Source organism: Pseudooceanicola nanhaiensis DSM 18065, from assembly GCF_000688295.1.
GTDB classification, from domain to species: Bacteria; Pseudomonadota; Alphaproteobacteria; order Rhodobacterales; family Rhodobacteraceae; genus Pseudooceanicola; species Pseudooceanicola nanhaiensis.
In genome coordinates this window covers 95,165-121,436 of record NZ_JHZF01000011.1, presented here as the reverse complement: position 1 = coordinate 121,436, position 26,272 = coordinate 95,165, and the positions used below count along the sequence as shown (strand labels likewise).

Here is a 26,272-nt window from a genome sequence, read left to right as displayed (position 1 = left end):
CGTCGGGTTGGGCAGATTGCCCCCCGAAGGGTACATCAGAATGAACAAGGCGACTGTCACGGGACAGCCGTCCGATGGGGATTGCATCGAAGACAGGATCGTCAGCCGCATCTACGGTGTGGCCCTCGATCCATTGAGCTATGGCGATCTCCTCGACGACTGGGAAGAGCTCATCGCGCCGGTGCGGCAAGGCACCGGGCGCGAGGGCCCCCTGCGCCTGCCCCGGGCCGATCTGGGGCTGCATTTCCGCCGTCTCGCCGATTTCCTCGACCATGCCGAACGTGACGACCGGCCCCGGCCCGAGGACGAGGCGCTTGCGCCCTATCGCCGGGTGGCCGCGTTCTGCGTCACCCGCCTTCTCCAGACGAGCGCCGCGAACGACGTCGCGCGCGAGATCTACGGGCTGGACCGGGGCGTCGCACTGGCCGGGCTGCCGATGGTGGCCGAAGACCTGCAGGAGCTGCGCGAGCGCATTCTCGAGCTCTTCAGCGCAGCCACGGACGAGTCCCGCCTGCTGCGCCTGCATGTCGGTGAACGCGGCGCGCCCGACGAGACGCGGGCGATCCTCTTCCGTCTCCGCCGCGTCACCCCCGACATCGGCGAACCCTTCGTCCTTGTCGTCACCTCGCACCTGCGCTGGCCCGCCGGCCTGTCCGAGGCGTTGGCCCGCAGCTTCGGGCTGACCGCCTCCGAGATCGAGGTGCTCCGCGGCCTGACGCAGAGCCAGTCCCCGCGCGAGATCGCGGACCGGCGGGAGCGGTCGGTCGAGACGGTGCGCGCGCAGATCAAGTCGCTGCTGCAGAAGACCGAGACCCGAAGCCAGGGCGATCTGGTGCGGCTCGCGCTGTCGGCGATGGACGTGGCCGACCCGATTTCCGAGACGCCCGCAACGGTGCCGCGCACCCGCTGGAGCGGCGGCGGCGCGACCCTGAAGCGCCTCCCCTTCCGGACGCTGCGCCGGCCGGACGGACGGCAGGTGGATTACCTGCTGCTCGGCTGTCCGCAGGGCAAACCGGTGGTCTACCTCGGGTCGTTCCTCAACCTGCTGCGCTGGCCTGCCGCGGCCGAGGCCGAGGCGGGCCGCCGGGGGCTGAAGATCATCTCGGTCATCCGGCCCGGATACATGGGCTCGACCCCCCTGCCCGTCGATGCCCCCCGGCTCGAGACGGTGGCGGCCGACATCGCCGCGATCGCCGATGCCGAGGGCGCCCGGCGCTTCCCGATCGTCGTGCTGGGGCAGGATGCGAATTACGCGTCGACGCTGAACGGCCTCTTTCCCGGCCGGATCACCGGCGTCGTCGGCTGCGCCGCCACGCTGCCCGTCGATTACGCGAACGATTTCGAGGGCATGGGTCGCTGGCACCGCTTCATCTATTCCAGCGCACGCTACACGCCGAACCTGCTCCCCTTCATGATCCGCGCGGCGCTCGCCATGGCGCGGCGCACCGACGAGGGGGATTTCCTGCGCACGGTGCTGGCCGAAAGCCCGTGCGATCAGGCCTTGATGCGCGAGACGGAGGTGCTCGAGGCGATCCTGGCCGGAACCGAGGAGATCCTGAAGTGCCCCGCCACCCCGCGCGCGCTCGCCGACGAGTTCCGCTTCCGATACCAGCGCGGTTCGGACCGGCTGATGCAGAACCTGCGCGGGAATTTCCCGGTGCACATGCTGCACGGCGCCGAGGACCTGCATTCCCGTCCGGAAACTGTCGCGCAGCGGGCCAGGGATTACCCCTGGGTCCGTTTCGAGCAGCTCGAGGGCGCGGGCAGTCTCGTCCTCTTCCGGCACTGGGACAGGGTGCTCGATCTTGTAACCGTGTTAACGAAAAAGTGAGCCGTCCCCCATTTGGGTGATGCCCCCGAGCGGCAGGGATTCTAGCTTCGGACCTGTGAACGGTTACAGTGGTCGCGCCTCATCGCGAAGGGCCGAAAGGCTCCGCGAGGCGCAAGTTTTCAAACCGTAAAATGACAAGGGCGGTGCCAACCGCTCACGGTATAGGCACTGGACATTATCTGGTGTCGCAAGGCCCGGGCGGCAGCGCACATGGGGATCAGCCGATCAGGCTGCGCGCCGCTGCCCGGGCCTCTTTCGTCACCTCGTCACCCGAAATCATCCGCGCGATCTCGTCCACGCGGGAATCCGTATCCAGCGGCACCACTGTGGACAGCGTCTGGTCTTGCCTGACGCTCTTCTCGACCCGCCAGTGATGTGCGGCCAGCGCGGCGACCTGCGGGGAATGGGTGACGACCAGCACCTGCCCGCCCTCGGCCAGGGCGCGCAGGCGGCGGCCGACGGCATCCGCCGTCGCCCCGCCGACGCCGCGGTCGATCTCGTCGAAGATCATCGTGACGTCGCGCGCGTCTCCGGCCAGGCAGACCTTGAGGGCCAGCAGGAAGCGCGACAGCTCCCCGCCCGAGGCGATCTTGGCCAGCGGACCGGCCGGCGCGCCGGGGTTGGTCGCGACGGTGAAGGACACCTCGTCGGTGCCCTCCGGCCCGGCCTCGGCCGCGACCACCGCCGTCTCGAAGCGCGCGCGCTCCATCTTGAGGGGCGCGAGCTCCGCCTCCACCGCGGCGTCGAGCGCGCCGGCGGCGGCCCGGCGGGAGGCGGAGAGCCTGCCGGCCGCGGTGTCGTAGGCCGCGCGCGCCGCCCTGGCCGCGGCCTCGAGCGCCGCGATGTCGCGCGCACCGTTGTCGAGCGCCGAGAGCCGGGCCGACAGTGTCGCGGCGAACTCCGCCAGTTCGTCTGGGGCCACGTCATGCTTGCGGGCCAGGCCGCGGATCGCGAAGAGCCGCTCCTCCGTCCGTTCCAGTTCCATCGGGTCGAAATCCAGCGCCTCGAGGCAGCGCTCCACCTCGTCCGCGGCCTCGCCCAGATCCGACAGCGCCCGGCCGAGCGCCTCGAGCGCGGCATCGAGCCGCCCCTCGACGCCGTCCGCCGCGCCTTCCAGCCAGCGCAGCGCGTCGCCCATGGGGCCCTCGGCCCCCTCCGGGCCGAGCGCGGCATGGGCCCGCGCCACGTCCGCGCGCAGCTTCTCGGCGCCCTGCATCAGGCGGCGGCGCGCGTCGAGGGCCTCGTCCTCGCCCGGCTCGGGGGCGAGCTTGTCCAGCTCGCCGACGGCATGGCGGAGAAATTCCTCTTCGGCCTGCACTTCGGAAAGCGCCGCCGTCGCCGCCGCCAGCGCCTTGTCGGCCGCCGCACGGTCGCGCCACGCGGACCGGACCGCGGCGCGCAGGTCGTCATGGCCCGCGAAGGCGTCGAGCAGCGCGCGGTGGCCACGGGGGTTCAGCAGCCCGCGGTCGTCATGCTGGCCATGCAGTTCGACAAGGTGCTCCGACAGCGTGCGCAGCACCTCGCCCGAGACGCGGCGGTCGTTGATCCACGCCGTCTTGCGCCCGTCCGCGGTGTTCACGCGGCGCAGGATCAGCTCGTCCCCCGCGGGGATCCCCGCCTCTTCGAGGACCGACCAGGCCGGATGGCCCTCCGCGAGCTCGAACTCCGCCGTGACCTCGCCCTGCTCCGCGCCCTGGCGCACCAGCTCCGCGCGGCCGCGCCAGCCCAGCACGAAGCCGAGCGAGTCGAGCAGGATCGACTTCCCCGCCCCGGTTTCCCCCGTGAGCGCGTTCAGGCCCGGCCGGAAGTCGAGCTCCAGCCGGTCGATGATGAGCATGTCCCGGATTTCCAGACCGCGCAGCATTGCCGCCCGCTCTCCCCTGATCGTCAGTCCCGCACGCGAAGCTGCGTGCAAGCACGCACCCTACATCCCGGCCGAGGAGTTACAACCACTTGCCCTGAATCATCTGGCGGTAGACCTGGCTCAGCCAGTTGTCGCCCGCAGCCTTCAGTTCCAGCCCGCGACCGGTCAGCAGCTTGTAGCTGTCCTCGTACCAGGAGGTGGAGCGGAAGTTGTAGCCGAGGATCGCGCCCGCGGTCTGCGCCTCGTCCGTCAGGCCAAGGCTCAGATAGGCCTCCACCAGGCGGTGCAGCGCCTCCGCGGTGTGGCTCGTGGTCTGGAAATCCTCGACCACGGCACGGAAGCGGTTGATCGCCGCGGCGTAGTTCTCGCGCTTCAGGTAGTAGCGCCCGATCTCCATCTCCTTCGCGGCGAGATGGTCGAAGGCCAGGTCGAACTTCAGGATCGCCGACCGCGCATATTCGCTGTCGGGATAGCGCTCGATCACCTCGCGCAGCGCCTGCAGCGCCTGATAGGTCAGCCCCTGGTCGCGGCCGATCTCGTCGATCTGGTCGTAATAGCTGAGCGCGAGGAGATATTGCGCATAGGCCGCATCCTCGTCCGCCGGGTAGAGATCGAGGAACCGCTGCGCGGCGCCCCGGCTCTCGGCATACATGCCGCCGCTGTGATAGGCGAAGGCCGTCATGATGAGCGCGCGCCGCGCCCATTCGGAATAGGGATAGAGCCGCTCGACCTCGGCGAAGAAGCCGGCGGCCTCTTCGTAGCGTTTGCGATTCACCTCGAATTCGCCGCGGTCGTAGATCTGTTCTGCGGTGTAGCTCTCGAGAGGCAGATCCTGCGCCGATTTCTCGACGCCGCCGCAGGCCGCGAGACCGATCGTCAGGACCAAAGGGGCTGCCAGCTTCACCCGGAAAGCGCCTGCCATGCTCACCCTCACCTCTTGCCGTTTCTTCCCTGCCCCGGCCGACGGGGGCGGGACGTTGAGGCTCGGTCTAGCACAGAAAATTCCGGTGCAAAACGCCTTAACGCCATGCCCGGAATGGTTTCAGGCGACTGCGGAAATCTCGGCACGGCTGATGCCGCTGCCGGGCAGACGCGCGGAAAGGTCCGCGGTGCAGGTCACCATGCGATAGGCGGACGGGTCCGCGAAAAGCGCATGCAGCAGGCGGTTGGTGACGCCGTGACCGGCGCGCAGGCCGACATAGCGGCCAAGGATCGGCGTCCCGGCCAGTGCGAGATCGCCGAGCGCGTCGAGCATCTTGTGCCGCACCGGTTCATCCGCGTGACGCAGACCGCCCGGCGTGAGCACCTTTTCGCCGTCCACGACGACCGCGTTCTCGGTGGTGCCGCCAAGGGCGAGCCCGCGGGCGCGCATCGCCTCGACATCCGAATTCCGGCAGAAGGTCCGGCTGTCGCAAAGCTCGCGCACGAAGCTGCCATTCGACATGACGAGCGACTTTTCCTGCGTGCCGATGGCCGCGTCGTCGAATTCGATCCGGAAGGCGATCTCGGGATCGGCCGCCGGTTCGAGCCGGGCGCTGGCGCTGCCGACGGTAACCTCGACGGGCCGCAGGATCTGCAGCGCGCGGACCGGGACCGATTGCGCCTGGACGCCGCGGGCGAGGAAGCCGCGCACGAAGGGGGCGGAGGAGCCGTCGAGGATCGGCAGCTCAGGCCCGTCCACGTCGATCAGCGCGTTGTGGATGCCGCAGCCGGCAAGCGCGGCCATCACGTGTTCGACGGTGCTGACGCTGGCGCCCGCGGCGTTCGAGAGCCGGGTGCAGAGCGTGGTGTCCGAAACGGCGTCCCAGAGCGCGGGGATCATGACGTCGCCCAGGTCGATGTCGGTGCGGCGGAACCAGATGCCATGCTGCGGACCCGCCGGGCGCACGACCATCTTGACGTTGCGCCCGGAATGAAGCGCGACGCCCGAGAAGGTCACTGCGGATTTCAGCGTGTTCTGCACGGCTGGCCTCTTGTCACAAATTCTTCGAAAATCTGGTTTGCCTTAGGTAGGACCGGGCCTATCTCGTCTCAACTCACTCTTTGCAACCGATTGTAATACGTTGCAACGGTGCCGACCGCAGAGTGAGTGAAATTCGCGAAGCCCTTGGAATGAAACAAAAAGGCCGCCTGCCCGGCGGCCTCTTGCATTCACTCGTGACGGAGCGTCACGATTTCCGTGTCAGCCCTCAGTTTGCCTGACGGCGCAGGAATGCGGGGATCTCGATCCGCTCCTGATCGGGGTCGACCTCGCGGGCCTTGGGCTGCTGGCGCGGTTCGGCGGCCTGCACCGGCGGCTGCACGCGGGGCTGGGCCCGTGCCGCCTGCGCCGGGGCGCGCTCCTCACCATGGCCGGTCATCCGGTTGATGAGGGAGTTGATGCCGAAGCGCGAGCGTTCGCCTTCGCTGGCCGCGGGCGCGGGCTGCTCGACCGCACGCGGGGTGCGGTTCACGGCGGCCTGCAGTCGGGCCAGCGCCTCGGGCGAGGGCGTGCCGGGTTTCGGCGCGCGCGGCGCGACGAATTCCTCGGGCGCCGGTTCGGCCCGCATGTCGGGCTCGGGGCGCGGCTGGTAGGCCGGCGGCGGCAGATCGTCACCCGCGACGGCGCGCGGGGCGAACATGTCGCCGGTGGCGGTCGCTTCCTGCTCTTCGAGGTCCTCGAAGAAGGTCGGCTCTTCGGCGCGGGCGGCGACCGGCGCGGCCTCCACCGGCGCGGGGGCGACCTGGGCGACCATGGCGGGCGCCTCTTCGACCTCCTGCGCGACCTCTTCCGGCTGCTTCAGCGGCTGCGAGAGCTTGCGGCGCGGGACCGGAACCTCGTGGGTGTTGTCGGTCGCGTCGATGCCGGTCGCGACCACGGAGACACGCATCATGCCTTCCATGCTGGTGTCGAGCGTCGAGCCCACGATGATGTTGGCATCCGGGTCGACTTCCTCGCGGATGCGGTTCGCGGCTTCGTCGAGCTCGAACAGCGTCAGGTCGTGGCCGCCGGTGATGTTGATCAGCACGCCCTTCGCGCCGCGGAGCGAGATCTCGTCCAGCAGCGGGTTCGCTATGGCCTTCTCGGCCGCCTGGATCGCGCGGTTGTCGCCATCGGCCTCGCCGGTGCCCATCATCGCCTTGCCCATTTCGTCCATCACGGCGCGGACGTCGGCGAAGTCGAGGTTGATGAGGCCGGGGCGGACCATCAGGTCGGTCACGCCCTTGACGCCCTGGTAGAGCACGTCGTCGGCCATCGAGAAGGCCTCGGTGAAGGTCGTCTTCTCGTTGGCGAGCCGGAACAGGTTCTGGTTCGGAATGATGATCAGGGTGTCGACCATCCGCTGCAGCGTCTCGACGCCCTCTTCCGCCTGGCGCATCCGCTTCGCGCCTTCGAACTGGAAGGGTTTCGTCACGACGCCGACGGTCAGCACGCCCAGCTCACGCGCGGCCTGCGCGATGATCGGGGCCGCTCCGGTGCCGGTGCCGCCGCCCATGCCGGCCGTGATGAAGCACATGTGCGCGCCTGCGAGATGATCGACGATCTGCTCGATGCTCTCCTCGGCCGCCGCGGCGCCGATCGAGGCCTTGGCCCCTGCGCCCAGACCCTCGGTCACCTTGACGCCGAGCTGGATGCGGCTTTGGGACTGGCTCTGGGCCAGGGCCTGCGCGTCGGTGTTGGCGACAACGAAGTCGACACCGTCGAGCTGCTTTTCAATCATGTTGTTGACGGCGTTTCCACCTGCACCGCCCACGCCGAACACCGTGATCCGCGGCTTGAGGTCTTCGACCCCCGGCATCGTCAAATTCAATGTCATCGTTGTTTCCGCCTGTTTCTCGTCCGGCCTTGTTGGCAGGTTTTCCGCATAAACTTCACCGAGCATACCGTTGCACGGGCGCTACGTCACCCCGAAAACCACTATATATGGCGGATTCTTGCGTGTTTTTTGGGTCATATCGGCGACTCCACAAGATATTGCGGCGTGACAAAGACATGACAGAGGCAGCTCAGGTCCCCGGGGGGCCGAGACGTTGCCGCGACGGTTGTCCGCGGACGACGTTTTCAAATCAGGGGCGACTGCTCCGCCTGCCGAACGCCCTATTCCGGGCTTGTGGATAAATTAACAGATTCGCTGCCTCATTGTCACCAGCGGCGTCCGGCTTCAAGCCGGATTCCGCCTGTCTTTCATTGGATTAAGCGAAGGTAACAGGGCCGCGGACACGCCCTGCCCCGTCCTCACCAATTATCGCGGAACCAGCGGACGGCGCGTTTCAGCGACCGGGCCGGGTAACGGTCCATGGGAAGGTCGAAATCCCACCATTCGTCCTGCGGATGCGCGGCGAAGAGGCACATGCCCACGGCCGAGGCGAAGGCCGGCCCGGTGGCGGCCTGCGGCAGGCCGTGGACCCGGAGCGGACGGCCCAGACGCACCTGCTGGCCGAGGATGCGGCTGGCCAGACCGTCGAGCCCGGGGATCTGGCTCGCGCCCCCGGTCAGGACGATCTGCTGGCTGGGCATGTGGTCGAAGCCCGCGGCATCCAGACGGTGGCGGACCTCCTCGAGGATCTCCTCGACCCGGGGCCGCATGATGCCGATCAGCTCGGAGCGCGTCACGGTCCGGCGGTCGTGTTCCCAATCGCCGGTGTCGCCGCCGATCTCGATCTTCTCGCGGTCGTCCATGCCGGTCGCCAGCACGCCGCCGAAGATCGTCTTGATCCGCTCGGCGGTCTGCATCGGCACCTGCAGCGCCATCGAGATGTCGCCCGTCACGTGGTCGCCGCCCATCCGGACCGCGTCGGCATAGATCATGTGCTTGCGCCAGAAGACCGAGATGCCGGTCGTGCCGCCGCCCATGTCGATGCAGGCCGAGCCCAGTTCCTGCTCGTCCTCGACCAGCGCCGAGGTGCCCGAGACATAGGCGGAGTTGGCGACACCCGCGAGTTCGAGGTCGCAGCGCTTCACGCAATGGGCAAGGTTCTGGATCGCGGTCGCGTCCACGGTCAGCATGTGCATGTCGGTCGACAGCTCGGTGCCGATCTGGCCGCGCGGATCGTTCATGCCCGAACGATGATCGAGCGCGAAGTTCACCGGCTGGGCGTGCAGCACCTCGCGGCCATCGCCGTAATCCGGCACGTCGCAGGCGGCGAGCACGCGGCTCACGTCCTGTTCGTTGACGACGGGGCCCTCGACCTCCACCTGGCCCGACAGGCCGTAGGAGCGGGGACCTGCGCCCGAGAAGCAGGCGATCACGTGGTCGACGCGGATGTTGGCCATCTTCTGCGCGGCCTGAACGGCGGTGCGGATCGCGCGCTCGGTCTCCTGCATCGCCTCGATCTCACCGAATTTCACGCCCCGCGACCGGGTCGTGGCGGCGCCGATCACCCGGAAGGCGGCCTGCCCGGCAAGCGAGCCGACGCCGTCGCCGCCGATGCGCTGCGCCGAGGTGTCGAACCGGAGCACGAGGCAGGCGATCTTGGAACTGCCGACGTCCAGCACCGCCACCACGCCGCGCTGCATCGCCGCCTTGCGCAGGTTCCGCATCGCCCGCTGCGTCTCGTATAGATCTCTCATTGCCCGTTCGCCTCCGCCACAAAATCCTTGATCTTCCACCAGGTCTTCACCGCGCCCTCGTTCATCCGGATGGTGGGCCGCTGCGCGAGCCGCATGTCCACCGTCACGAGATCGCGGTCGAGCATCTCCTGCGCCTGGTCCAGCGCGATGACCCGTTCCAGCGCCAGCGCCGGCTCGTCTTCCGGCAGCATGATCCGCTGGTCGCGGTCGAGCACGAGGTCCCAGCGACGCTCGCCCACCCGGACCAGCCCGCGCACGCGGTCCGAGATCGGCCGCGCGGCCGAGAAGATCTCCTGCGCCTCGGGCACGACCGTGTCGGCCCCCTTGCCCACCACCAGCGGCAGGTCGGCCCGGCTGCTGCGTTCGGTCACGCCGCCGACGACAACGCCTTCGCGGTCCACCAGGGCCAGCCCGGTCGCGGTGCGCCACAGCACCACCGGGCGGCGTTCGCGGACCAGCACGTCGAGGACGCCGCCGGTGCGCACCCGCAGGCTGGCCGAGGCGACGGCGGGAATGTCGGTGATCGTGGCCTGCAGCCCGGCCAGGTCGAGGTCGAAGGACGAGACCGGGAAGTCGATCTGGGCGACCTCGCGGATGTCCTCCTCGACGCCCGGGGACGCGCCCTCGACCGCCATCAGGTTGACCATGAACTGCGGCCGGGTCTCGAAGGCCTCGCGCCAGGCGACAAGCTGGTCGATCACCGCGTCGCGGCGCGCATCGCTGGCGAGATAGCCGTAGGTGAGCCCGGCAGAGAGGACGAACGGCACCCCGATGCGGACGGCAAGGCGGTAGGTCGGCGTCAGCAGGATCCGCTGCATCCGGTACGACCAGCGCGAGGGCGCCGGGTCGGAACGGGTCACCTTCCGCATGAGGCGTCCTCCACGAGGATCCGGCAGAGTTCCCCGAAGGAGATGCCGAGGGCCTGCGCCTGTTCGGGGATCAGCGACGTCGGCGTCATGCCCGGCTGGGTGTTGGTCTCGAGCAGGATGAGACCGTCCAGCCCCTTCTCCTCGTCCCAGCGGAAATCGGTCCGGCTGACACCCCGGCAACCGAGCGCACGATGGGCGCGGAGCGCGTAGTCGAGGCAGGCGTCGGTGATCTCCTGTGGGACCTTGGCGGGGATCTCGTGGCGGGAGCCGCCGGGCTTGTACTTCGCGTCGTAATCGTACCAGCCGTCGGTGATGATGTCGGTCACGCCGAGCGCGCGGTCTCCGACGACCGAGGTCGTCAGTTCGCGGCCCTTCACGTATTGCTCGACCATCACCGTGTCCGGCATCGTCTCGGCCAGCTTCGGCGGCGTGTTCGCACCCTCCTGAACGATGTAGATGCCGACCGAGGAGCCTTCGTTGTTGGGCTTCACCACATACGGCGGCTCGAGCAGGTGCCGTGCCTCGACCTCGTGGCGTTCGGCCAGAACGCTCCGGACGACGGGCAGGCCGGCCGCGGCGAAGGTTTCCTTCGCCCGGGCCTTGTCCATCGCAAGGGCCGAGGCCAGCACCCCGGAATGGGTGTAGGGAATGCGGAGCCATTCCAGCAGGCCCTGCACGCAGCCGTCCTCGCCCCATCGGCCGTGGAGCCCGTTGAAGACGACATCCGGTCTGATTTCGGCAAGGCGCGCGGGCAGATCGGGGCCTGCATCGACCTCGACCACCTCGTAGCCTTCATCCCGCAGCGCGGCCGCGCATTCGCGTCCTGTCGACAGGGAGACCTCGCGTTCTGCCGAAGGCCCGCCCAATAACACCGCAACTGTCGGGGTTGTCCTGCTCGACGAACCCACTTCGTGCCTCGTTTCCCGGGCCTATTCTCTGGCCCTTTTTCGTTAAATCCGGCCGTGCCTGCGGCCGCGGTCATGCCGTCCCGGTTTTAGCCCGGTTCACCGACGCGCATGATTTCCCATTGTAACTCTATTCCAGAGCTTTGAAAAACCCTTTTTCGGACTTCCTCGCCCAATCCCTCCAGCTCGGCCGCGGTCGCCGCGCCGGTGTTGGTCAGGAAATTGGCGTGTTTCTCGTTCATCACCGCGCCGCCCATCGGAACGCCCTGCATCCCGGCGTCCTGGATCAGCTTCCACGCCTTCAGTTCGTGCGTGTCGTCGGCCCGGCCGGTGCTGGAATAGCCCGCCGGGTTGCGGAAGGTGGAGCCTGCGGTGCGGTCCTTGACCGGCTGGGTCCGGTCGCGCTTGTCGAGCTGGTCCTGCATCCGGGCCGCCAGCTCCTCCGGGTCGCCCGCGGGCCCTTCGAGCACCACCTCGGTGACGATCGTGTCCGGCGCGATCCCGGTCTGACGATAGGCGAAGGCCATGTCGTCGGGGGTCAGTTCGATCACCTCCCCTGCCCGCGTGACGCCGCGGGCCGCGACGAAATGGTCCGCCGTGTAGCTGCCGTAGCAGCCCGCGTTCATCCGCACCGCGCCGCCGATGGAGCCGGGGATGGTGCGCAGGAAGGTCAGGTCGATCCCCGCCTCGGCCGCCTTGCGCGCCACATGCGCATCAAGCGCCGCAGCCCCGGCCGTCACCTGCCCGTCCACGCAGGCGATCCCGTTGAAGCCCCGGCCCAGCCGGACGACGACGCCCCGGATGCCGCCGTCGCGCACGATGAGGTTGGAGCCGACGCCCATCGGAAAGACCGGCACCTCGGGGTCGAGCGCCGCGAGGAAGGCCGACAGGTCCTCGACATCCGCGGGCTGGAACAGCCAGTCCGCCGGGCCGCCGACACGCAGCCATGTCAGCTCTGAAAGGTCCCGGCCGGCGGTCAGGCGGCCGCGGATCTCGATGGCGTCGGGTCTGGGCATGGGGGTCCTCTCTGTGGTGTCGCGGGTCGCAGGCGGCTAGTCGGCCGCCTTGCGGGGCCCGGTCTTCCGCCGCATCCACCGCCCAACATAGATCACAGGCCAGCGCAGGACAGAGCAACCCGCGGCGAGGACGAGCAGCCCGACCAATGCGCCGTGCTGGAGCGTCACGAAGCCGAGGATCGGCACCCCGAAGACGATCAGGATGTAGGCCCGCGTCCAGTGATCGTCCCGGCTGGGGATCATGGCGGCCAGGTTGGCGGCAAGGCCCCAGAGGCAGGCGAGGATCAGAGAGGTGCTCATTCGACGCGTTCCTCCGGGGCGCCGCGCAGGCGGAGCCAGACATGGGCGAGCGGTTTGCGGAACATCGACAGGACACCCGCGAGCGCCAGCCCGGCCCAGCCCCATCCGTGCTGCCAGCCGATGAAGGCCACCAGCACCGGCGCGGCCAGCAAGAGCGCGAGGCCCGGGAGGAGCTGGCGCCGCATCGGCAGCATCGCCACGAGTGTCGCCGCCAGAACCCAGACGCAGCCGAGGACCAGCGCGGTGCTCATGCCGCCATCCCCGGCTTGCGCCGATGCCGTCCGCAGTCGCCGGAGCGACCGGAGAAGATGTCACCGCTCATGTCGTCACGCTGTCCCTGCGGGCGATCTTGTGCCGCCCCGTTGCCGTTCGTCTTCGTTGACTGTCAGACCGAGCGCAGGGCCACCTGCTGTTTCTCCCAGTCCGCCAGCCGCGCGGGCAGGCCATTGGCCCAGCCCGAGATCGTCCCCGCGCCGAGGCAGACCACCATGTCGCCCGGCTTTGCCTGTTCGCGCACCAGCCGCTCGAGATCGTCTTCCGAGACGATCGCGCGGGCATGGCGGTGGCCATGGGCGATCAGCCCTGCGACGAGGTCGTCGCGGCTCGCGCCCTCGATCGGGTCCTCGCCCGCGGAATAGACCTCGGCGATGGCGACCACGTCGGCTTCGTTGAAGCAGGCGCAGAAATCATCGAACAGCGAATGCAGCCGCGAATAGCGGTGCGGCTGGTGCACCGCGATCACCCGGCCCGATGTCGCCTGACGCGCGGCCTTCAGGACCGCCGTGATCTCGACCGGGTGGTGGCCGTAATCGTCGATGATGGCGACACCGTTGACCTCGCCCACCCGGGTGAAGCGCCGGTTCACGCCGCCGAAATTGGCCAGCGCCTCGCGAATCTCCTCGCTCTTCATGCCGAGGTGACGGGCCACGGCCACGGCCGAGAGCGCGTTCGAGACGTTGTGGTCCCCCGGCATCGGCAGGGTGCAATCCTTGATCACCCGGTCCTCGGTCTGGAGCAGCACGTCGAAATGCGCGATCCCGGCTTCGTAGCGCAGGTTCACCGCGCGGATGTCGGCCTGGGCGTTGAACCCGTAGGTCAGGACGCGGCGGTCGGTGATCTTGCCGACCAGCGCCTGAACCTCGGCATGGTCGGTGCAGCAGACCGCGACGCCGTAGAACGGGATGTTCGACACGAAATCGAGGAAGCCCTGCCGCAGCTTGTCGAAATCGCCCCAGTGATCCATGTGCTCGGGGTCGATGTTGGTCACGATGGCGATCGTGGCGGGCAGACGGTTGAAGGTGCCGTCGCTCTCGTCGGCCTCGACCACCATCCATTCGCCCAGACCCACGCGCGCGTTCGAGCCGTAGGCGTGGATGATCCCGCCATTGACGACCGTCGGGTCGAAATCGCCCGCGTCGAGCAGCGTCGCGACCATCGTGGTCGTGGTCGTCTTGCCGTGGGTCCCGGCGACGGCGACGTTGGACTTCAGCCGCATCAGCTCGGCCAGCATCTCGGCCCGGCGCACGACCGGCAGGCCGCGCTTGCGCGCCTCGTCGAGCTCGGGGTTGCCGGGCTTGATCGCCGAGGAGATCACCACGACCTGCGCGTTCTCGAGGTTCTCGGCGCGCTGCCCCTCGAAGACTTGCGCGCCGAGCGATTTCAGCCGGTCGGTGATCTTGGAGGCCTTCAGGTCGCTGCCCTGCACGATGTAGCCGTGGTTCAGGAGCACCTCGGCGATGCCGGACATGCCGATGCCGCCGATGCCCACGAAATGGATCGGGCCAACGTCCTGCGGAAGCTTCGTCGCTGCTGCGTTCATCTCTTATTCTTTCCCTTTGCCTGCCAGACCGTCAACCATGTCCGCCAGTGTCTGCGCCGCCTCGGGCTTGCCCAGCGACAGCGCGGCGCGCGCCATCTGTTCCGCCCCGGCCGGATCCTCCAGCACGAGCGCGATCTGCTCCGCGAGGCTTTCTTCCGAGAACTGGCTCTCGGGCATCAGGATCGCCGCCCCCGCCTCGACGAGGCCGCGGGCGTTCACCGTCTGCTCGTCCCGGATCGACGCCGCGAGCGGCACCAGAATCGAAGGGCGACCGATAACCGTCAGATCGGCGACAGTCGAGGCCCCGGAGCGGGTGATGACCAGCTGCGCCTCGCTCATCCGGCGCGGCACGTCGTGGAAGAAGGTCTCTACGTCCGCGTCAATGCCCTGTCCGGCGTAATGTTCCGCGACACGGGTGATGTCCTCCTCGCGCGCCTGGTGGCTCACGCGGAGGTTGCGGCGGATGGCCTCGGGCAGGCGCGCGACGGCGCCGGGCACCACGTCCGACAGGATCCGCGCGCCCTGCGATCCGCCCATGACGAGGATCGACATCGGGTAGTCGCCCGGCGGGATGTAGCCCGCGCCCGCGCGCTCGCCGACCGCCATGCGGACGGGATTGCCGGTGTGGACCGCCTCGACGCCCTCGGGCAACTCGGTCGGCCATGTGCCGCAGGCCACCCGGCAGACGCGGTTGGCGAATTTCTGGTTCACCCGCCCCAGAACGCCGTTCTGTTCATGGATCATCCGCGGCAGCTTGAGCACCGTCGCCGCCGCCATCGCCGGGATCGCCGGGTAGCCGCCGAAGCCGACGACCACCTTCGGCCGGTCGCGCCGCATCCTCAGGATCATCGACATCACGCCCCCGCCGATCCGAAAGGGCGCGGCCAGCTTCGCCATCGCGCCGCCGCGCGCCGGCGTGGCGCTCGAGACCTGCTCGATCTCGACCGAATGGGGAAAGCCGCTCGTGTAGCGCGCGCCGCGCGCATCGGTCGACAGCTTCACCCGCCAGCCGCGGCGGAGCATGACCTCGGCCAGCGCCTGCGCCGGGAACATGTGCCCGCCCGTGCCGCCCGCCGCGATGATGAGGAGAGGCGCGTTGTCGTTCATCGGCCGCGCCCGAGGATGTCGCCGATCCCGCCCTGCGGCCGGGTCCGGGTGAACGCCAGCAGCATCCCGATGGCGATGCCGCTCGCGATGACCGAGGAGCCGCCGTAGCTCACGAAGGGCAGCGTCATGCCCTTGGCGGGCAGAAGGCGCACCGCGACACCCATGTTGATCATCGCCTGCACGCCGAAGGTGGCGACCAGCCCGGTGCCCGCGAGGCGGATGAACGGATCGCGCTCGCGCATCAGCCGGGTCAGGGAACGCACCACCACGACGGTGTAGAGCGCGATGATGCAGAGCACGAGGAACAGCCCGTATTCCTCGGCCGCCACGGCGATGATGAAGTCGGTATGCGCGTCCGGCAGGTTCATCTTGACCTGCCCCTCGCCCACGCCGACCCCGAAGAAGCCGCCCTCGCGTATCGCGTTGGTGGCATAACCCAGCTGGGTCGTCGGATCGACCTCGGCATTGAGGAAGCCGTCGATGCGGCGCGCGAAGTGTTCCGAGGCGTTGTAGGCCAGCATCCCGCCCAGCGTCACCAGCCCCGCCATGCCCACCATCAGGACCATCGGCGCGCCGGCGACGAAATACATCACGCCCCAGCCGAAGAGCACGAGGCAGGCCTGGCCGAAGTCGGGCTGCATGGCGAGCAGGATCACCAGGATGAAGGTCAGCAGGAAGCTCCACGCCCGGCCCGGCGGGCCGTTCAGGTCCTGGCTCGCCGCCATCATCCAGGCGGCGGTGACCACGAAGACCGGCTTCAGGAACTCCGAGGGCTGAACGCTCGCGAAGCCCAGCGAGAACCAGCGCGTCGCCCCCTTGCCGAAATCGGTGCCGAGGAACGGCAGCAGGCAGAGCGCCACGAAGGCCCCGAGAAAGCCCAGCACCGCAAGGCGCCGCACCATCTGCGGCGTCATCATCGACACCGCGAACATCGCCACGATCGCGAGCCCGCCGAAGAAGGCCTGCCGCTGCACGTAATGGAAGGGAGCGAAGCCGTTGCGCGCCGCCAGCGGCGGCGAGGCCGCGAGCCCCAGAAGAAGACCCACCCCGAAGAGAATGAGCACGCAGGACATCGTCCACTTGTCCAGCGTGCGCCACCATTTGGGAAGAACCGGTTCACCCGTCGAAACGGGAACCGCGCCATGCACCATATCAGTCATGGAGTACCGCCGATATTGCCTCTGCCTCGCCCCTTTTCGGGGTCTACGACAACTCTAGCGGTTTTCGGGCGATGTGACCAGCCGGAAAGCAGACCAGGGAAGACGGAATCGTCAACCGCGAAAGGTTCCCGCCGTGGCGTTTCGATTGCACCGCGTTGCCCGCAGGACACGCGCCCGGCTTTCGTCTTGGCGCCTGCCCGCGAGCGTATAGGATGCGCCACGCCGCGTGACGAGGGCCCGATGACCGCCACCACCTTCTTCAGCCTGCTCGACGTGCTGGGCACCTTCGCCTTCGGGCTCAGCGGCGCCCTTGTCGCGATCCGCCGCAGGCTCGACATCTTCGGCATCCTTGTCCTCGCCGCCGCGACCGGCACCGCGGGCGGGATCGTCCGCGACCTTCTGCTCGGCGACGTGCCGCCCGAGGTGCTGCGCACGATCTGGCCGCTGGCGGTGACCAGCCTCGCCGGCCTCTGCGCCTTCTTCTTCGGGCCGGTGATCGACCGGCTGACGCGCCCGGTGATGCTGCTGGATGCCGCCGGGCTCGGCGTCTTCGCCGTGGCGGGATGCAACAAGGCGCTGGCGGCAGGGCTCGAGTGGCCGGGCGCGGTGCTTCTGGGGATGATCACCGCGATCGGTGGCGGCGTGCTGCGCGACATCATGGCCGCCGAGGTGCCGCGCGTCCTGCACGAGGAGGTCTATGCCCTCGCCGCGCTCGCCGGGGCCGCCGCCTATGCCACCTGCGTCGCCTTCGGCCTGACGGGGGCATGGGCCGCCGGGGGCGCCGTGCTGCTGGCCTTCGCGATCCGCGTGGCGAGCGTCCGCTACGGCTGGACGCTGCCGCGCGCGGGCCGGGACTAGAGCCCGAGCGCGGCGGTCACCCGCGCGGTGAAATCCTCGCCCCGGCGTTCGAAGCTGTCGTACTGGTCGAAGCTGGCGGCTGCGGGTGCGAGCAGCACGGTGTCGCCCGGCTGCGCATCCTCGATGGCGCGGCGGACCGCCGTCTCCATGTCGGTGCAGACCTCGGCCTCGATGCCGCGCAGCTTGACGGCGAAGGCCGCCGCCTCGCGCCCGATCACATAGGCCTTCACCACCGAGCCCGCGGCCTCGATCACGGCGTCGAGCCCGCCCTCCTTCTCGAGCCCGCCGCAGATCCAGCGGATGTTCGGAAAGGCCGAGAGCGCCTTGGCCGCGCTGTCGACGTTGGTGGCCTTGCTGTCGTTCACGTAGCGCACGCCGTCCGCCTCGGCGATCAGCTGGCTGCGATGCGGCAGGCCGGCGAAGCTGTGGAACGCCTGTTCGATGGTCCGGGGCGCGATGCCGAGCGTGCGCAGCGCGGCATAGGCCGCGCAGGCGTTCTGGTGGTTGTGCGCCCCCGGCAGCCCGGCGACCGCGCGCAGGTCGATCGAGCCGACCTGACGCCCCTTGCGCCATTCCGACAGGAAGCCCTTGCGCGCCATCACCTGCCAGCCGGGCCCCGTGGGCTTGCGGCTGGCCGAGATGCGGATCACGCGGTCGTCCGCGGCCCCCTCGCCCAGCTGGTCGGCAATGTAGCGCCCCTCCGGCTCGTCGATGCCGATCACCGCGCGGTCCGGTCCGCCTTCGGCGAAGAGCCTGCGCTTGGCGGCGAAATAGCCTCCGATGCCGCCGTGACGGTCGAGGTGGTCGGGCGAGAAGTTCGTGAAGACCGCCACGTCCGGCGTCAGCGCCCGGGCCAGGTCGGTCTGGTAGGACGAGAGCTCGAGCACCACGACGCCGCCGTCGCCCGGCGGGTCGATGTCCAGCACGCCGCGTCCGATGTTGCCGGCCAGCTGCGCCTCGCGCCCCGCCGCGACAAGGCAGTGATGGATCAGCGCCGAGGTCGTCGACTTCCCGTTCGACCCGGTGATCGCGAAGACCTTGGGCGGGGTGTCGAACTGCTCCCACCCTCCGGCGGCGAGCGAGCGGAAGAAGAGCCCGATGTCGTTGTCGACCGGCACGCCCGCCTCGTAGGCGGCCGCGATGACCGGGTTCGGCGCGGGATAGAGATGCGGGATCCCCGGGCTCACCACCAGCCGGGCAAGATCGTCCATCGCGCCCTGCCGCCCGAGGTCGGCGCAGTCGAAGCCCTCGGCCTCGGCCCGGGCGCGGGCGTCGGGGTTGTCGTCCCAGCACACGGGCACGGCGCCCCCGGCCTTGAGCGCACGGGCGGTCGACAGGCCGGACCGCCCGAGCCCGAGCACCCCGATCCTGGCCCCGCCGAATCCGGTCACGGGTATCATGGCTTGGTCCACTTGGCTGTCGCCGAAAGCGCCTGCAGCGTGCGCAGCGCCGTCTCGGCCATGTCGGCGGGAACGAAGACGTGGTCGTGACGCAGCGCGGCCACGACGTTGCAGGGGATCGCCTTCTCGGTCAGGGCCTGCGCCACCGCGGCGGTCAGCCCGATCCCATCGAGCGCGGAGTTCACGTTCAGCGTGATCTGCCGCATCGGCTGGTCCATCGGCGCACCGAGCGCATTGGCCGCGGCCGCGTCGAGGATCATCGAGACGCCCTCCTTCTCGCGGAAGGTGGCGAGCGCACGGGGCAGGAACGCTGCCTCGCGGCGGGCATCGCAGGCGCAGAAATGCCACGTGCCCGGCACCAGTTCCGGCGCCATCGCGGCGATCATGGCCCGTGTGTCGCTTATCGTCTTCGGCATTTCCGCCCTCAGCGCAGTTTCAGCGTCGCAAGGCCGACCATGGCCAGAATGAGGGAAATGATCCAGAACCGGATGACGATCTGCGGCTCGGACCAGCCCTTCTTCTCGTAGTGATGGTGGATCGGCGCCATCAGGAAGACCCGCTTGCCGGTGCGCTTGAAATAGCCGACCTGGATGATGACCGAGAGCGCCTCGACCACGAAGAGCCCGCCGATGATCGCCAGCACGATCTCGTGCTTGGTGGCCACCGCGATCGCGCCGAGCGCGCCGCCGAGCGCGAGCGAGCCGGTATCGCCCATGAAGACCGCCGCGGGCGGCGCGTTGTACCACAGGAAGCCGAGCCCCCCGCCCACGAGCCCCGCGACGAAGACCGCGATCTCGCCGGTGCCGGGAACGTAATGCACGTCGAGATATTCGGTGAAGTCGACCCGGCCCACGGTATAGGCGATCACCGCCAGCGCGGAGGCCGCGATCATCACCGGCATGATCGCCAGCCCGTCCAGACCGTCGGTCAGGTTCACCGCATTGGCGGAGCCCACGATGACGATCATCGCGAAGGGGATGAACAGGAAGCTCATGTTCACCAGCGCGTCCTTGAACACGGGGAACGCAAGTTGCAGCTGAAGCTCGGGCGGGTGGAACCACGTCGCCCAGGCCGAGGCGAGGGCCGCGATGCAGAACCCCAGCAGGAGCCGGATCTTGCCCGAGACCCCGGCCACGTTCTGCTTGGAGACCTTGGCGTAATCGTCGGCGAAGCCGATCAGCCCGAAGGCGAGCGTCACGAAGAGCACGAGCAGCACGTAGGCGTTGTCGAGCCGCGCCCAGAGCAGGGTGGAGGTGACGAGCGCGCCGACGATCAGCAGCCCGCCCATCGTGGGCGTGCCGGCCTTCGCCAGATGGCCCTCGGGCCCGTCGTTGCGGATCGGCTGGCCCTTGCCCTGCGTGCGGCGCAGGACGTCGATCAGCGGGCGTCCGAAGAAGAATCCGAAGATCAGCGCGGTCATGAAAGCGCCGCCGGCTCGGAAGGTGATATAGCGGAAAAGGTTGAAGAAATCCCCGCCATCCGACAAGGCGGTCAGCCAGTAGAGCATGGTCTAGTCCTGTTCATTTCGTCGCCGGATGGCCCAATTTCCTGAGCGCGTCAACGACAAGGCTCACGCGGCTCGCCTTGGAGCCCTTCACGAGTATGACGTCGCCCGCATCCACCAGCCGGGCGGCGCGGTCGGCGAGCTTGCCGGCGGAGCGCGCGAAGCGGCCGCGCTTGGCCTCGGGCAGCGCCTCGTAGAGCACCTGCATGCGCTCTCCGACGCAGTGGATGACGTCAAGGGAGGCCATCGACGGCAGGCTGGCGAGGCCGAGGTGCATCTCTTCCTCGTCCGGGCCCAGTTCGAGCATCTCGCCCAGCACCGCGACGCGGCGGCCATGGGCATGGCGCCCGACATTGTCGCGCGGCTGCGCGGCGGCCAGCACCTCGAGCGCGGCGGCCATCGAGGTCGGGTTGGCGTTGAAGGCGTCGTCGATCAGTTCGAAGCTCAGCTTCTCGTCGAGCCGGTCGAGCAGCAGCGTCTCGCGCATGCCCCGCCCCGCGGGCGGCGTCCAGCGGCCGAGGTCCGCCACGGCCATCGCCCGGTCGAGCCCCAGCACATGCGCCACCGCCAGCACGCCGAGCGCGTTCAGCGCGAAGTGCCGGCCCGGGGCGCCGATCTTGAACAGGACCGGCGTGCGCCAGGCCCGCGCCTCGACGATGGTCGTCTCGTCGCCCAGGCGGAGGCCCGTCAGGCGATGGTGGCTGCCCGGTTTCTCACCGAATGTCAGCGTCTTGGCGGCCCTTGCTCGCGCGGCCTCCAGCAGGATCGGGGTGGTCTCGAGATCGCCGTTGAGCACGGCCACGCCGCCGGGCTCCAGCCCGTCGAAGATCGCGGCCTTCTCGCGGGCGATGCCGGCCACGTCCTCGAACGCCTCGAGATGCACGGCGGCGACCGTGGTGATCATCGCGACATGCGGGCGGGCCATCATGCTCAGGGGAGAGATCTCGCCCGGATTGCTCATCCCGATCTCGATCACGGCAAGCTCGGTGTCCGCGGGCATCCGCGCCAGCGTCAGGGGCACGCCCCAATGGTTGTTGTAGCTTGCCTCGGCCGCGTGGGTCCGGTGCCGGTGTTCGCAGACGATGCGCAGCATCTCCTTGGTCGAGGTCTTGCCGACCGAGCCCGTCACCGCGACGACCTTGCCCTTCATCCGCGCCCGCCCGGCCCGGCCGAGCGCGCCGAGCGCCTCGAGCACGTCGGGCACGATCAGAAGCGGCGCGTCCTGCGCGACGCCGTCGGGGACATGGGTGACCATGGCCGCCCCGGCGCCCTTCTCGAGCGCCTGTGCCACGAAGTCGTGCCCGTCCCGCGCCGCCTTCAGCGCGACGAAGAGATCGCCCGGCGCGAGGGTGCGGGTGTCGATGGAGACGCCGTTTACGGACCAGTCGCCCTGCAGGGTGCCGCCGGTGGCCTTCGCGGCATCCGCCGCGGTCCAGAGGCTCACGCGAGCCTCCCGTCGAGCGCGGCGACCGCGACCGAGGCCTGTTCCGCGTCATCGAAGGGATAGACGGCGGTGCCCACGATCTGCCCGGTCTCGTGCCCCTTGCCGGCGATCAGCAGCGCATCCCCCGGCCCGAGCGCGTCGACGCCGCGCAGGATCGCCTCGGCCCGGTCGCCGACCTCGATCGCCTCGGGCGCACCCATCAGGACGGCCTGCCGGATCGTCGCCGGATCCTCCGTCCGGGGGTTGTCGTCGGTGACGAAGACGAGGTCCGCGTTCTCGGCCGCCGCCTGCCCCATCAGGGGCCGCTTGGTGGCGTCGCGGTCGCCGCCCGCGCCGACGATGGCCACGAGGCGGCCCATCACATGCGGGCGCAGCGCCTTGAGCGCGGTCGAGACGGCGTCGGGCGTATGGGCGTAATCGACGAAGACCGCCGCCCCGTTCTCGCGCTGCGCGACCAGCTGCATCCGGCCGCGCACCGTGTCGAGGTCGGAGAGCGTCTCGAACACCGCCTCGGGGCTTTCGCCGGTGCCGATGGCAAGGCCCGCGGCGACCAGCACGTTCTCGGCCTGGAAGCCCCCGATCAGCGGCAGGTGGACCTGGTAGTCGCGCCCGTCCCAGCCGAAGCGCAGGATCTGGCCGTCGGATTCGTAGCGGTGGCTTTTCATCCGGAGCTGCGCGCGGTCCGAACGGCCGACGCCCAGCACCTGGATGCCGCGGTCGACCGCGATCTGCGCCATGTCGCCGCCGCGATGGCCGTCGAGGTTCACCACGGCCACGCCCTCGGGCGACAGCAGGCGCCTGAAGAGCCCGGCCTTGGCCTCAAAATACTCCTCGAACGTCGCGTGGTAATCGAGATGGTCCTGGGTGAAGTTGGTGAAGCCCGCGGCGCGCAGCTGCACCCCGTCCAGCCGCCGCTGCGCGAGCCCGTGGCTCGACGCCTCCATGCAGCCATGGGTGACGCCGGCGCGCGCCGCCTCGGCCAGGACACGGTGGAGCGTGATCGGCTCGGGCGTGGTGTGGGAGAGCGGCGCTTCCCAGGCCCCCTCGACGCCGGTGGTGCCGAAATTGCAGGCATCATGGCCGAGCCGGGCCCAGATCTGGCGGGTGAAGGTCGCGACCGAGGTCTTGCCGTTGGTGCCGGTCACCGCCGCCATCACCTCGGGCTGCGCGCCCCACCAGAGCGCCGCGGCATAGGCGAGAACCTGCCGCGGATCCTCTGCCACGATCACCGCGGCAGAGCTTTCTCGCAGAAGCTGTGCGTGCATCCGGGCGCCCTCGGAATCGGTCAGGATCGCCCCGGCCCCGGCCTCCAGCGCCTGCGGGATGAAGCGCCCGCCATGCACCTTGCTGCCCGGCAAGGCCGCGAAAAGATTGCCGTTTTCCACATACCGGCTGTCGACGGTCAGACCCGTGACCCGCGCCGATGCACCGCCCGCGGCGGTCAGTCCAAGCTCGTTCAGGGTCGCCGTCTTGCCCGATGCCCTTGCTGCCGCCATGCCGCCGCCTCCATCCGCTACTGCGATGTCAGCGTTATATCAGCCAGCATTGCGGGTTCAATCTGGGGCCTGAGCCCGAGCAGCGGTGCGACGCGACGGATCATCTCGGCCGCGACCGGAACGGCGGTCCAGCCGGCGGTGCGCCGGGGCTCCTTGCCCGAGGTTTCCACCGGCTCGTCGAGCGAGACGACGAGCACGTATTGCGGATCGTAGGCCGGGAACATCGAGGCGAAGGTGGTGATCACCTTGTCGTCATAATACCCGCCCGTGGGCTTGGGCTTGTCGGCCGTGCCGGTCTTGCCGGCAACCGCGTAGCCTTCGACCTCGCCGAAGCTCGCGGTGCCCTCGGTCACCACCTTGCGCAGCATCGCCTGCGAGCGTTCCGCGGTCGTCGAGGACATCACCCGCCGCCCCGGCTGCGGCGCGCTCTGCTTGAGCAGCGTCGGCCGGACCTCGAGCCCGTCGTTGGCGATGGTGGCATAGGCCGCGGCCAGATGCAGCGGGCTGGCCGACATGCCGTGACCGTAGGAGATCGTCATCGCGGACAATTCGGTCCATTTCGACGGCAGCAGCGGAGACGCCTGCCGCGCCTCCGGCAGCTCGATCGGCGAAGGCGCGGTCAGCCCGAGGTTGCCGAGGAATTCCTTCTGGCGCTCGACGCCCAGCATCTGCGCGATGCGCGCCGTGCCGATGTTGGAGGATTTCACGATGATCTTCTCGACCGTGAGCTCCTTGCCGTAATAGTGGAAATCGCGGATCAGGTGCCGGCCGAAGCGGATCGGGCCGCGAATGTCGATCTCGGTCTGCGGCGCGACGAGGCCGAGGTCCATGGCCTGCGCGACGGCGAAGATCTTGAAGGTCGAGCCCAGTTCGTAGAGCCCCTGCGCCGCACGGTTGAACAGCGGGCTGTCATCGGGATGTCCCTTCGTCGGCAGGGCGGGCCGGTCGTTCGGATCGAAGTCGGGCAGCGACACGAGCGAGATCACCTCGCCGGTGTGGATGTCCATCAGCACCGCCGCGGCACCCTTGGCGTTCATCAGCTTCATGCCGCCGTAGAGCACGCGCTCGGTCGCGGCCTGGACCGACAGGTCGAGCGACAGCTCCAGCGGCTTGTCGCTGAAGGCCGGGTCGCGCAGGTGGCTGTCGAACTGGCGCTCGACGCCGGCGACGCCGATCACCTCGGCCGAGGCGACGCCCTCCTGCCCGTAGCCCGCCCCGCCCAGCACGTGGGCGGCGATCCGACCGTTGGGATAAAGCCGCATCTCGCGCGGGCCGAAGAGCAGCCCGGGCTCGCCGATGTCCATCACCGCCTGCTGCTGCTCGGGCGAGAGGCGCTTCTTGATCCACAGGAACTTCCGCTTGCCGGTGAAATCGCGGAGCAGACGGTCCCGGTCGAGATCGGGGAAGATCTCCATCAGGCTGTCGACCGCGTGCAGCGGGTCGATCATCTGCTGGGGGTGGGCGTAGAGCGCATGGGTCTCCAGGTTGGTCGCGAGGATGCGCCCGTTGCGGTCCACGATGTCGGCCCGGTCGGCGATGATCGCGGAGCCGGCGGCCGAGGCACGCGGCTCGGCCGGCTCGGATCCGGCCATCGCGCCCATCCGGAAGCCGATCACGGTGAAGGCGCAGAAGAACATCGCCCCCAGCACCAGAAGCCGCCCCTCGGCGCGGTTGCGGTCGCGGTCGCGCATCTCCTCGTGGCGCAGGCGCAAGTTCTCGCGCTCGATCGCGTCGGGGTTCTCGCCCTTGGCACGGGCGTCGATGACACGGGCCAGCGGGCGGAGCGGCTTGCGGATCATTCCTCGTCCCTCGCCTGAAGGTCGGGCTCACCGGCGCCGTCGCTGGACACTTCCACCGTCTGCGAGATGACCATCTTCTCCTCGGTCGGATAGGCCACCTGGTCGATCCGGCCGAACTGGTCGGGACGCAGCGGCAGCAGGGCCAGCCCGCCGAAGTTGATCTCGGCCAGATCGCGCAGCCGGTCCGGGCGGTTCAGGTAGGCCCATTCCGCGCGCAGCATGGCGAGCCGCGAGCGGGCGTCGCCGATATCGCGCTGCAGGCGCTCGGCCTGGTTCAGCACGTGCTGCGTCTCGTAATTCTCGCGGTAGGCCCAGAAGGCGAGGCCGATGACGGCCATCGCCGACAGGACATAGAGCAGGCTCTTCATGTCTTTCCCCTGAGTTGCGGCATTCCCAGTGCCTTCCTGTCCACCGGCCCGGCCGGCGCGTCCGTCCTGCGTCCGACACGCAGGCGCGAGGAGCGGGCGCGCGGGTTCACGTCCAGCTCGTCCTCGTCCGGTCCGACGGCCTTCCGGGTCACGATCTCGAAGCGCGGCGCGTCTTCCTCGGTCGCGGGCGCGTAACGGTTCGCCCGCCCCGCCCCGCCCGAGCGGAGCTGGAGGAAGCGCTTCACCATCCGGTCCTCGACCGAATGGAAGGTGACGACGGCGAGCAGCCCTCCGGGCTTCAGCGCGCGTTCGGCGGCCTCGAGCCCCGCGGCAAGCTCGCCGTATTCGTCGTTCACCGCGATGCGGAGCGCCTGGAAGGTGCGCGTCGCCGGATGGGACTGTCCCGGCTTCTGGCGCGGCAGGACCGATTCCACGATCCCCGCCAGCTGCAGGGTCGAGGTGATCGGCGCCTCCGCCCGCGCCTTGCCGATGGCGCGCGCGATGCGGCGGCTGGCCCGGTCCTCGCCGTAGAGGAAGATGATGTCGGCCAGATCCTCTTCCGAGGTCTCCGCGACGAGGTCGGCGGCCGAAGGCCCGTGAGAGCTCATCCGCATGTCGAGCGGCCCGTCGCGCATGAAGGAGAAGCCGCGCTCGGCAAGGTCGAGCTGCATGGAGGAGACGCCGAGGTCCAGAACCACGCCGTCGAGCGGCGCGTCGGAATAGTCGTCCAGCTTCGAGAAGACGCCCTCGACCAGCTCCAGCCGGTCGCCGTAGTCACCGGCCCAGCCCTGCGCCATGTCGAAGACCATCGGATCGCGGTCCACCCCGATCACCTTCGCGGCGCCGGCCCCGAGCAGGCCGCGGGTGTAGCCGCCCGCGCCGAAGGTCCCGTCCAGCCAGACACCCTCCACCGGCGCGACCGCCCGGAGAAGGGGGTTCAGCAGAACCGGGATATGGGGCTGATCGGCGCTCATTCACCCT

Annotated in this window: 23 protein-coding genes; 2 read left to right on the top strand and 21 right to left on the bottom strand. The window is 69.2% G+C overall.

What is annotated here, in order from left to right:
- Window positions 1–40: 40 nt before the first annotated feature.
- Entirely contained in the window at window positions 41–1,831 is a 1,791-nt protein-coding gene (locus tag Q344_RS0101540) for a helix-turn-helix transcriptional regulator (RefSeq protein ID WP_028285093.1), read from the top strand.
- A gap of 217 nt (window positions 1,832–2,048) precedes the next feature.
- On the opposite strand, the gene recN is transcribed toward Q344_RS0101540, so the two are convergent.
- From recN to ftsW, 13 genes are all read right to left on the bottom strand, one after another.
- Window positions 2,049–3,695, bottom strand: coding sequence for a DNA repair protein RecN (gene recN / locus Q344_RS0101535; protein ID WP_028285092.1), 1,647 nt, complete (start codon window positions 3,693–3,695; stop codon window positions 2,049–2,051).
- A 79-nt stretch (window positions 3,696–3,774) separates the two neighbouring features.
- A complete protein-coding gene (locus tag Q344_RS0101530; protein WP_156954613.1) occupies window positions 3,775–4,617 on the bottom strand; it encodes an outer membrane protein assembly factor BamD in 843 nt (280 codons plus the stop codon).
- A gap of 120 nt (window positions 4,618–4,737) precedes the next feature.
- Window positions 4,738–5,658 (bottom strand): UDP-3-O-acyl-N-acetylglucosamine deacetylase, encoded by a 921-nt coding sequence (gene lpxC / locus Q344_RS0101525; protein ID WP_028285090.1) that lies wholly within the window; start codon window positions 5,656–5,658, stop codon window positions 4,738–4,740.
- Window positions 5,659–5,884: 226 nt separating this feature from the next.
- Window positions 5,885–7,492 carry a cell division protein FtsZ gene (ftsZ, locus tag Q344_RS0101520; RefSeq protein WP_028285089.1) on the bottom strand — a complete coding sequence of 536 codons (1,608 nt, stop codon included), beginning with the start codon at window positions 7,490–7,492 and terminating at the stop codon, window positions 5,885–5,887.
- A gap of 419 nt (window positions 7,493–7,911) precedes the next feature.
- Complete coding sequence (gene ftsA, locus Q344_RS0101515; protein WP_028285088.1) at window positions 7,912–9,246, bottom strand: cell division protein FtsA; 1,335 nt, start codon at window positions 9,244–9,246, stop codon at window positions 7,912–7,914.
- The gene (locus tag Q344_RS22865) at window positions 9,243–10,115 is read right to left on the bottom strand and encodes a cell division protein FtsQ/DivIB (RefSeq protein ID WP_036538177.1); all 873 of its coding nucleotides are present in this window, start codon (window positions 10,113–10,115) and stop codon (window positions 9,243–9,245) included. Before Q344_RS22865 ends, ftsA begins: the two co-directional genes overlap by 4 nt.
- Window positions 10,103–11,023 carry a D-alanine--D-alanine ligase gene (locus tag Q344_RS0101505; protein WP_028285087.1) on the bottom strand — a complete coding sequence of 307 codons (921 nt, stop codon included), beginning with the start codon at window positions 11,021–11,023 and terminating at the stop codon, window positions 10,103–10,105. The genes Q344_RS22865 and Q344_RS0101505 overlap by 13 nt, the downstream gene beginning before the upstream one ends.
- 86 nt (window positions 11,024–11,109) lie before the next feature.
- Window positions 11,110–12,036: a UDP-N-acetylmuramate dehydrogenase gene (gene murB, locus Q344_RS0101500; RefSeq protein ID WP_028285086.1), complete on the bottom strand. Its 927-nt coding sequence runs from the start codon at window positions 12,034–12,036 to the stop codon at window positions 11,110–11,112.
- Between the two features lie 36 nt (window positions 12,037–12,072).
- The gene (locus Q344_RS0101495) at window positions 12,073–12,336 is read right to left on the bottom strand and encodes a DUF2484 family protein (RefSeq protein ID WP_028285085.1); all 264 of its coding nucleotides are present in this window, start codon (window positions 12,334–12,336) and stop codon (window positions 12,073–12,075) included.
- Complete coding sequence (locus Q344_RS0101490; protein ID WP_028285084.1) at window positions 12,333–12,587, bottom strand: DUF2484 family protein; 255 nt, start codon at window positions 12,585–12,587, stop codon at window positions 12,333–12,335. Before Q344_RS0101490 ends, Q344_RS0101495 begins: the two co-directional genes overlap by 4 nt.
- 134 nt (window positions 12,588–12,721) lie before the next feature.
- Window positions 12,722–14,155 (bottom strand): UDP-N-acetylmuramate--L-alanine ligase, encoded by a 1,434-nt coding sequence (gene murC, locus Q344_RS0101485; RefSeq protein WP_028285083.1) that lies wholly within the window; start codon window positions 14,153–14,155, stop codon window positions 12,722–12,724.
- 3 nt (window positions 14,156–14,158) lie between these two features.
- On the bottom strand, window positions 14,159–15,262 hold the full coding sequence (locus Q344_RS0101480) for a UDP-N-acetylglucosamine--N-acetylmuramyl-(pentapeptide) pyrophosphoryl-undecaprenol N-acetylglucosamine transferase (RefSeq protein ID WP_028285082.1): 1,104 nt from the start codon (window positions 15,260–15,262) through the stop codon (window positions 14,159–14,161).
- Window positions 15,259–16,422 (bottom strand): putative lipid II flippase FtsW, encoded by a 1,164-nt coding sequence (ftsW, locus tag Q344_RS0101475; RefSeq protein WP_028285081.1) that lies wholly within the window; start codon window positions 16,420–16,422, stop codon window positions 15,259–15,261. The genes Q344_RS0101480 and ftsW overlap by 4 nt, the downstream gene beginning before the upstream one ends.
- Before the next feature lie 240 nt (window positions 16,423–16,662).
- Here ftsW and Q344_RS0101470 point away from each other — a divergent pair, with 240 nt between their 5' ends.
- A complete protein-coding gene (locus Q344_RS0101470) occupies window positions 16,663–17,280 on the top strand; it encodes a trimeric intracellular cation channel family protein (protein ID WP_028285080.1) in 618 nt (205 codons plus the stop codon).
- Here Q344_RS0101470 and murD read toward each other — a convergent pair.
- Genes murD through rsmH form a run of 8 tightly spaced genes read right to left on the bottom strand, consistent with a single transcriptional unit; the run spans window position 17,277 to window position 26,265 of the window.
- Window positions 17,277–18,680 carry a UDP-N-acetylmuramoyl-L-alanine--D-glutamate ligase gene (murD, locus tag Q344_RS0101465; RefSeq protein ID WP_028285079.1) on the bottom strand — a complete coding sequence of 468 codons (1,404 nt, stop codon included), beginning with the start codon at window positions 18,678–18,680 and terminating at the stop codon, window positions 17,277–17,279. The two genes, Q344_RS0101470 and murD, sit on opposite strands and share 4 nt — an antisense overlap.
- Window positions 18,677–19,096, bottom strand: coding sequence for an ACT domain-containing protein (locus Q344_RS0101460; RefSeq protein WP_028285078.1), 420 nt, complete (start codon window positions 19,094–19,096; stop codon window positions 18,677–18,679). Before Q344_RS0101460 ends, murD begins: the two co-directional genes overlap by 4 nt.
- An 8-nt stretch (window positions 19,097–19,104) precedes the next feature.
- Entirely contained in the window at window positions 19,105–20,187 is a 1,083-nt protein-coding gene (gene mraY, locus Q344_RS0101455; protein ID WP_028285077.1) for a phospho-N-acetylmuramoyl-pentapeptide-transferase, read from the bottom strand.
- Between the two features lie 13 nt (window positions 20,188–20,200).
- Window positions 20,201–21,628, bottom strand: a complete 1,428-nt coding sequence (locus Q344_RS0101450) for a UDP-N-acetylmuramoyl-tripeptide--D-alanyl-D-alanine ligase (RefSeq protein WP_028285076.1) — start codon at window positions 21,626–21,628, stop codon at window positions 20,201–20,203.
- Window positions 21,625–23,124 carry a UDP-N-acetylmuramoyl-L-alanyl-D-glutamate--2,6-diaminopimelate ligase gene (locus Q344_RS0101445; RefSeq protein WP_036538174.1) on the bottom strand — a complete coding sequence of 500 codons (1,500 nt, stop codon included), beginning with the start codon at window positions 23,122–23,124 and terminating at the stop codon, window positions 21,625–21,627. Before Q344_RS0101445 ends, Q344_RS0101450 begins: the two co-directional genes overlap by 4 nt.
- A gap of 17 nt (window positions 23,125–23,141) precedes the next feature.
- Window positions 23,142–24,923, bottom strand: coding sequence for a peptidoglycan D,D-transpeptidase FtsI family protein (locus Q344_RS0101440; RefSeq protein ID WP_028285074.1), 1,782 nt, complete (start codon window positions 24,921–24,923; stop codon window positions 23,142–23,144).
- Complete coding sequence (ftsL, locus tag Q344_RS0101435) at window positions 24,920–25,291, bottom strand: cell division protein FtsL (protein ID WP_028285073.1); 372 nt, start codon at window positions 25,289–25,291, stop codon at window positions 24,920–24,922. Before ftsL ends, Q344_RS0101440 begins: the two co-directional genes overlap by 4 nt.
- Window positions 25,288–26,265 carry a 16S rRNA (cytosine(1402)-N(4))-methyltransferase RsmH gene (gene rsmH / locus Q344_RS0101430; RefSeq protein ID WP_028285072.1) on the bottom strand — a complete coding sequence of 326 codons (978 nt, stop codon included), beginning with the start codon at window positions 26,263–26,265 and terminating at the stop codon, window positions 25,288–25,290. The genes ftsL and rsmH overlap by 4 nt, the downstream gene beginning before the upstream one ends.
- Window positions 26,266–26,272 lie beyond the last annotated feature (7 nt).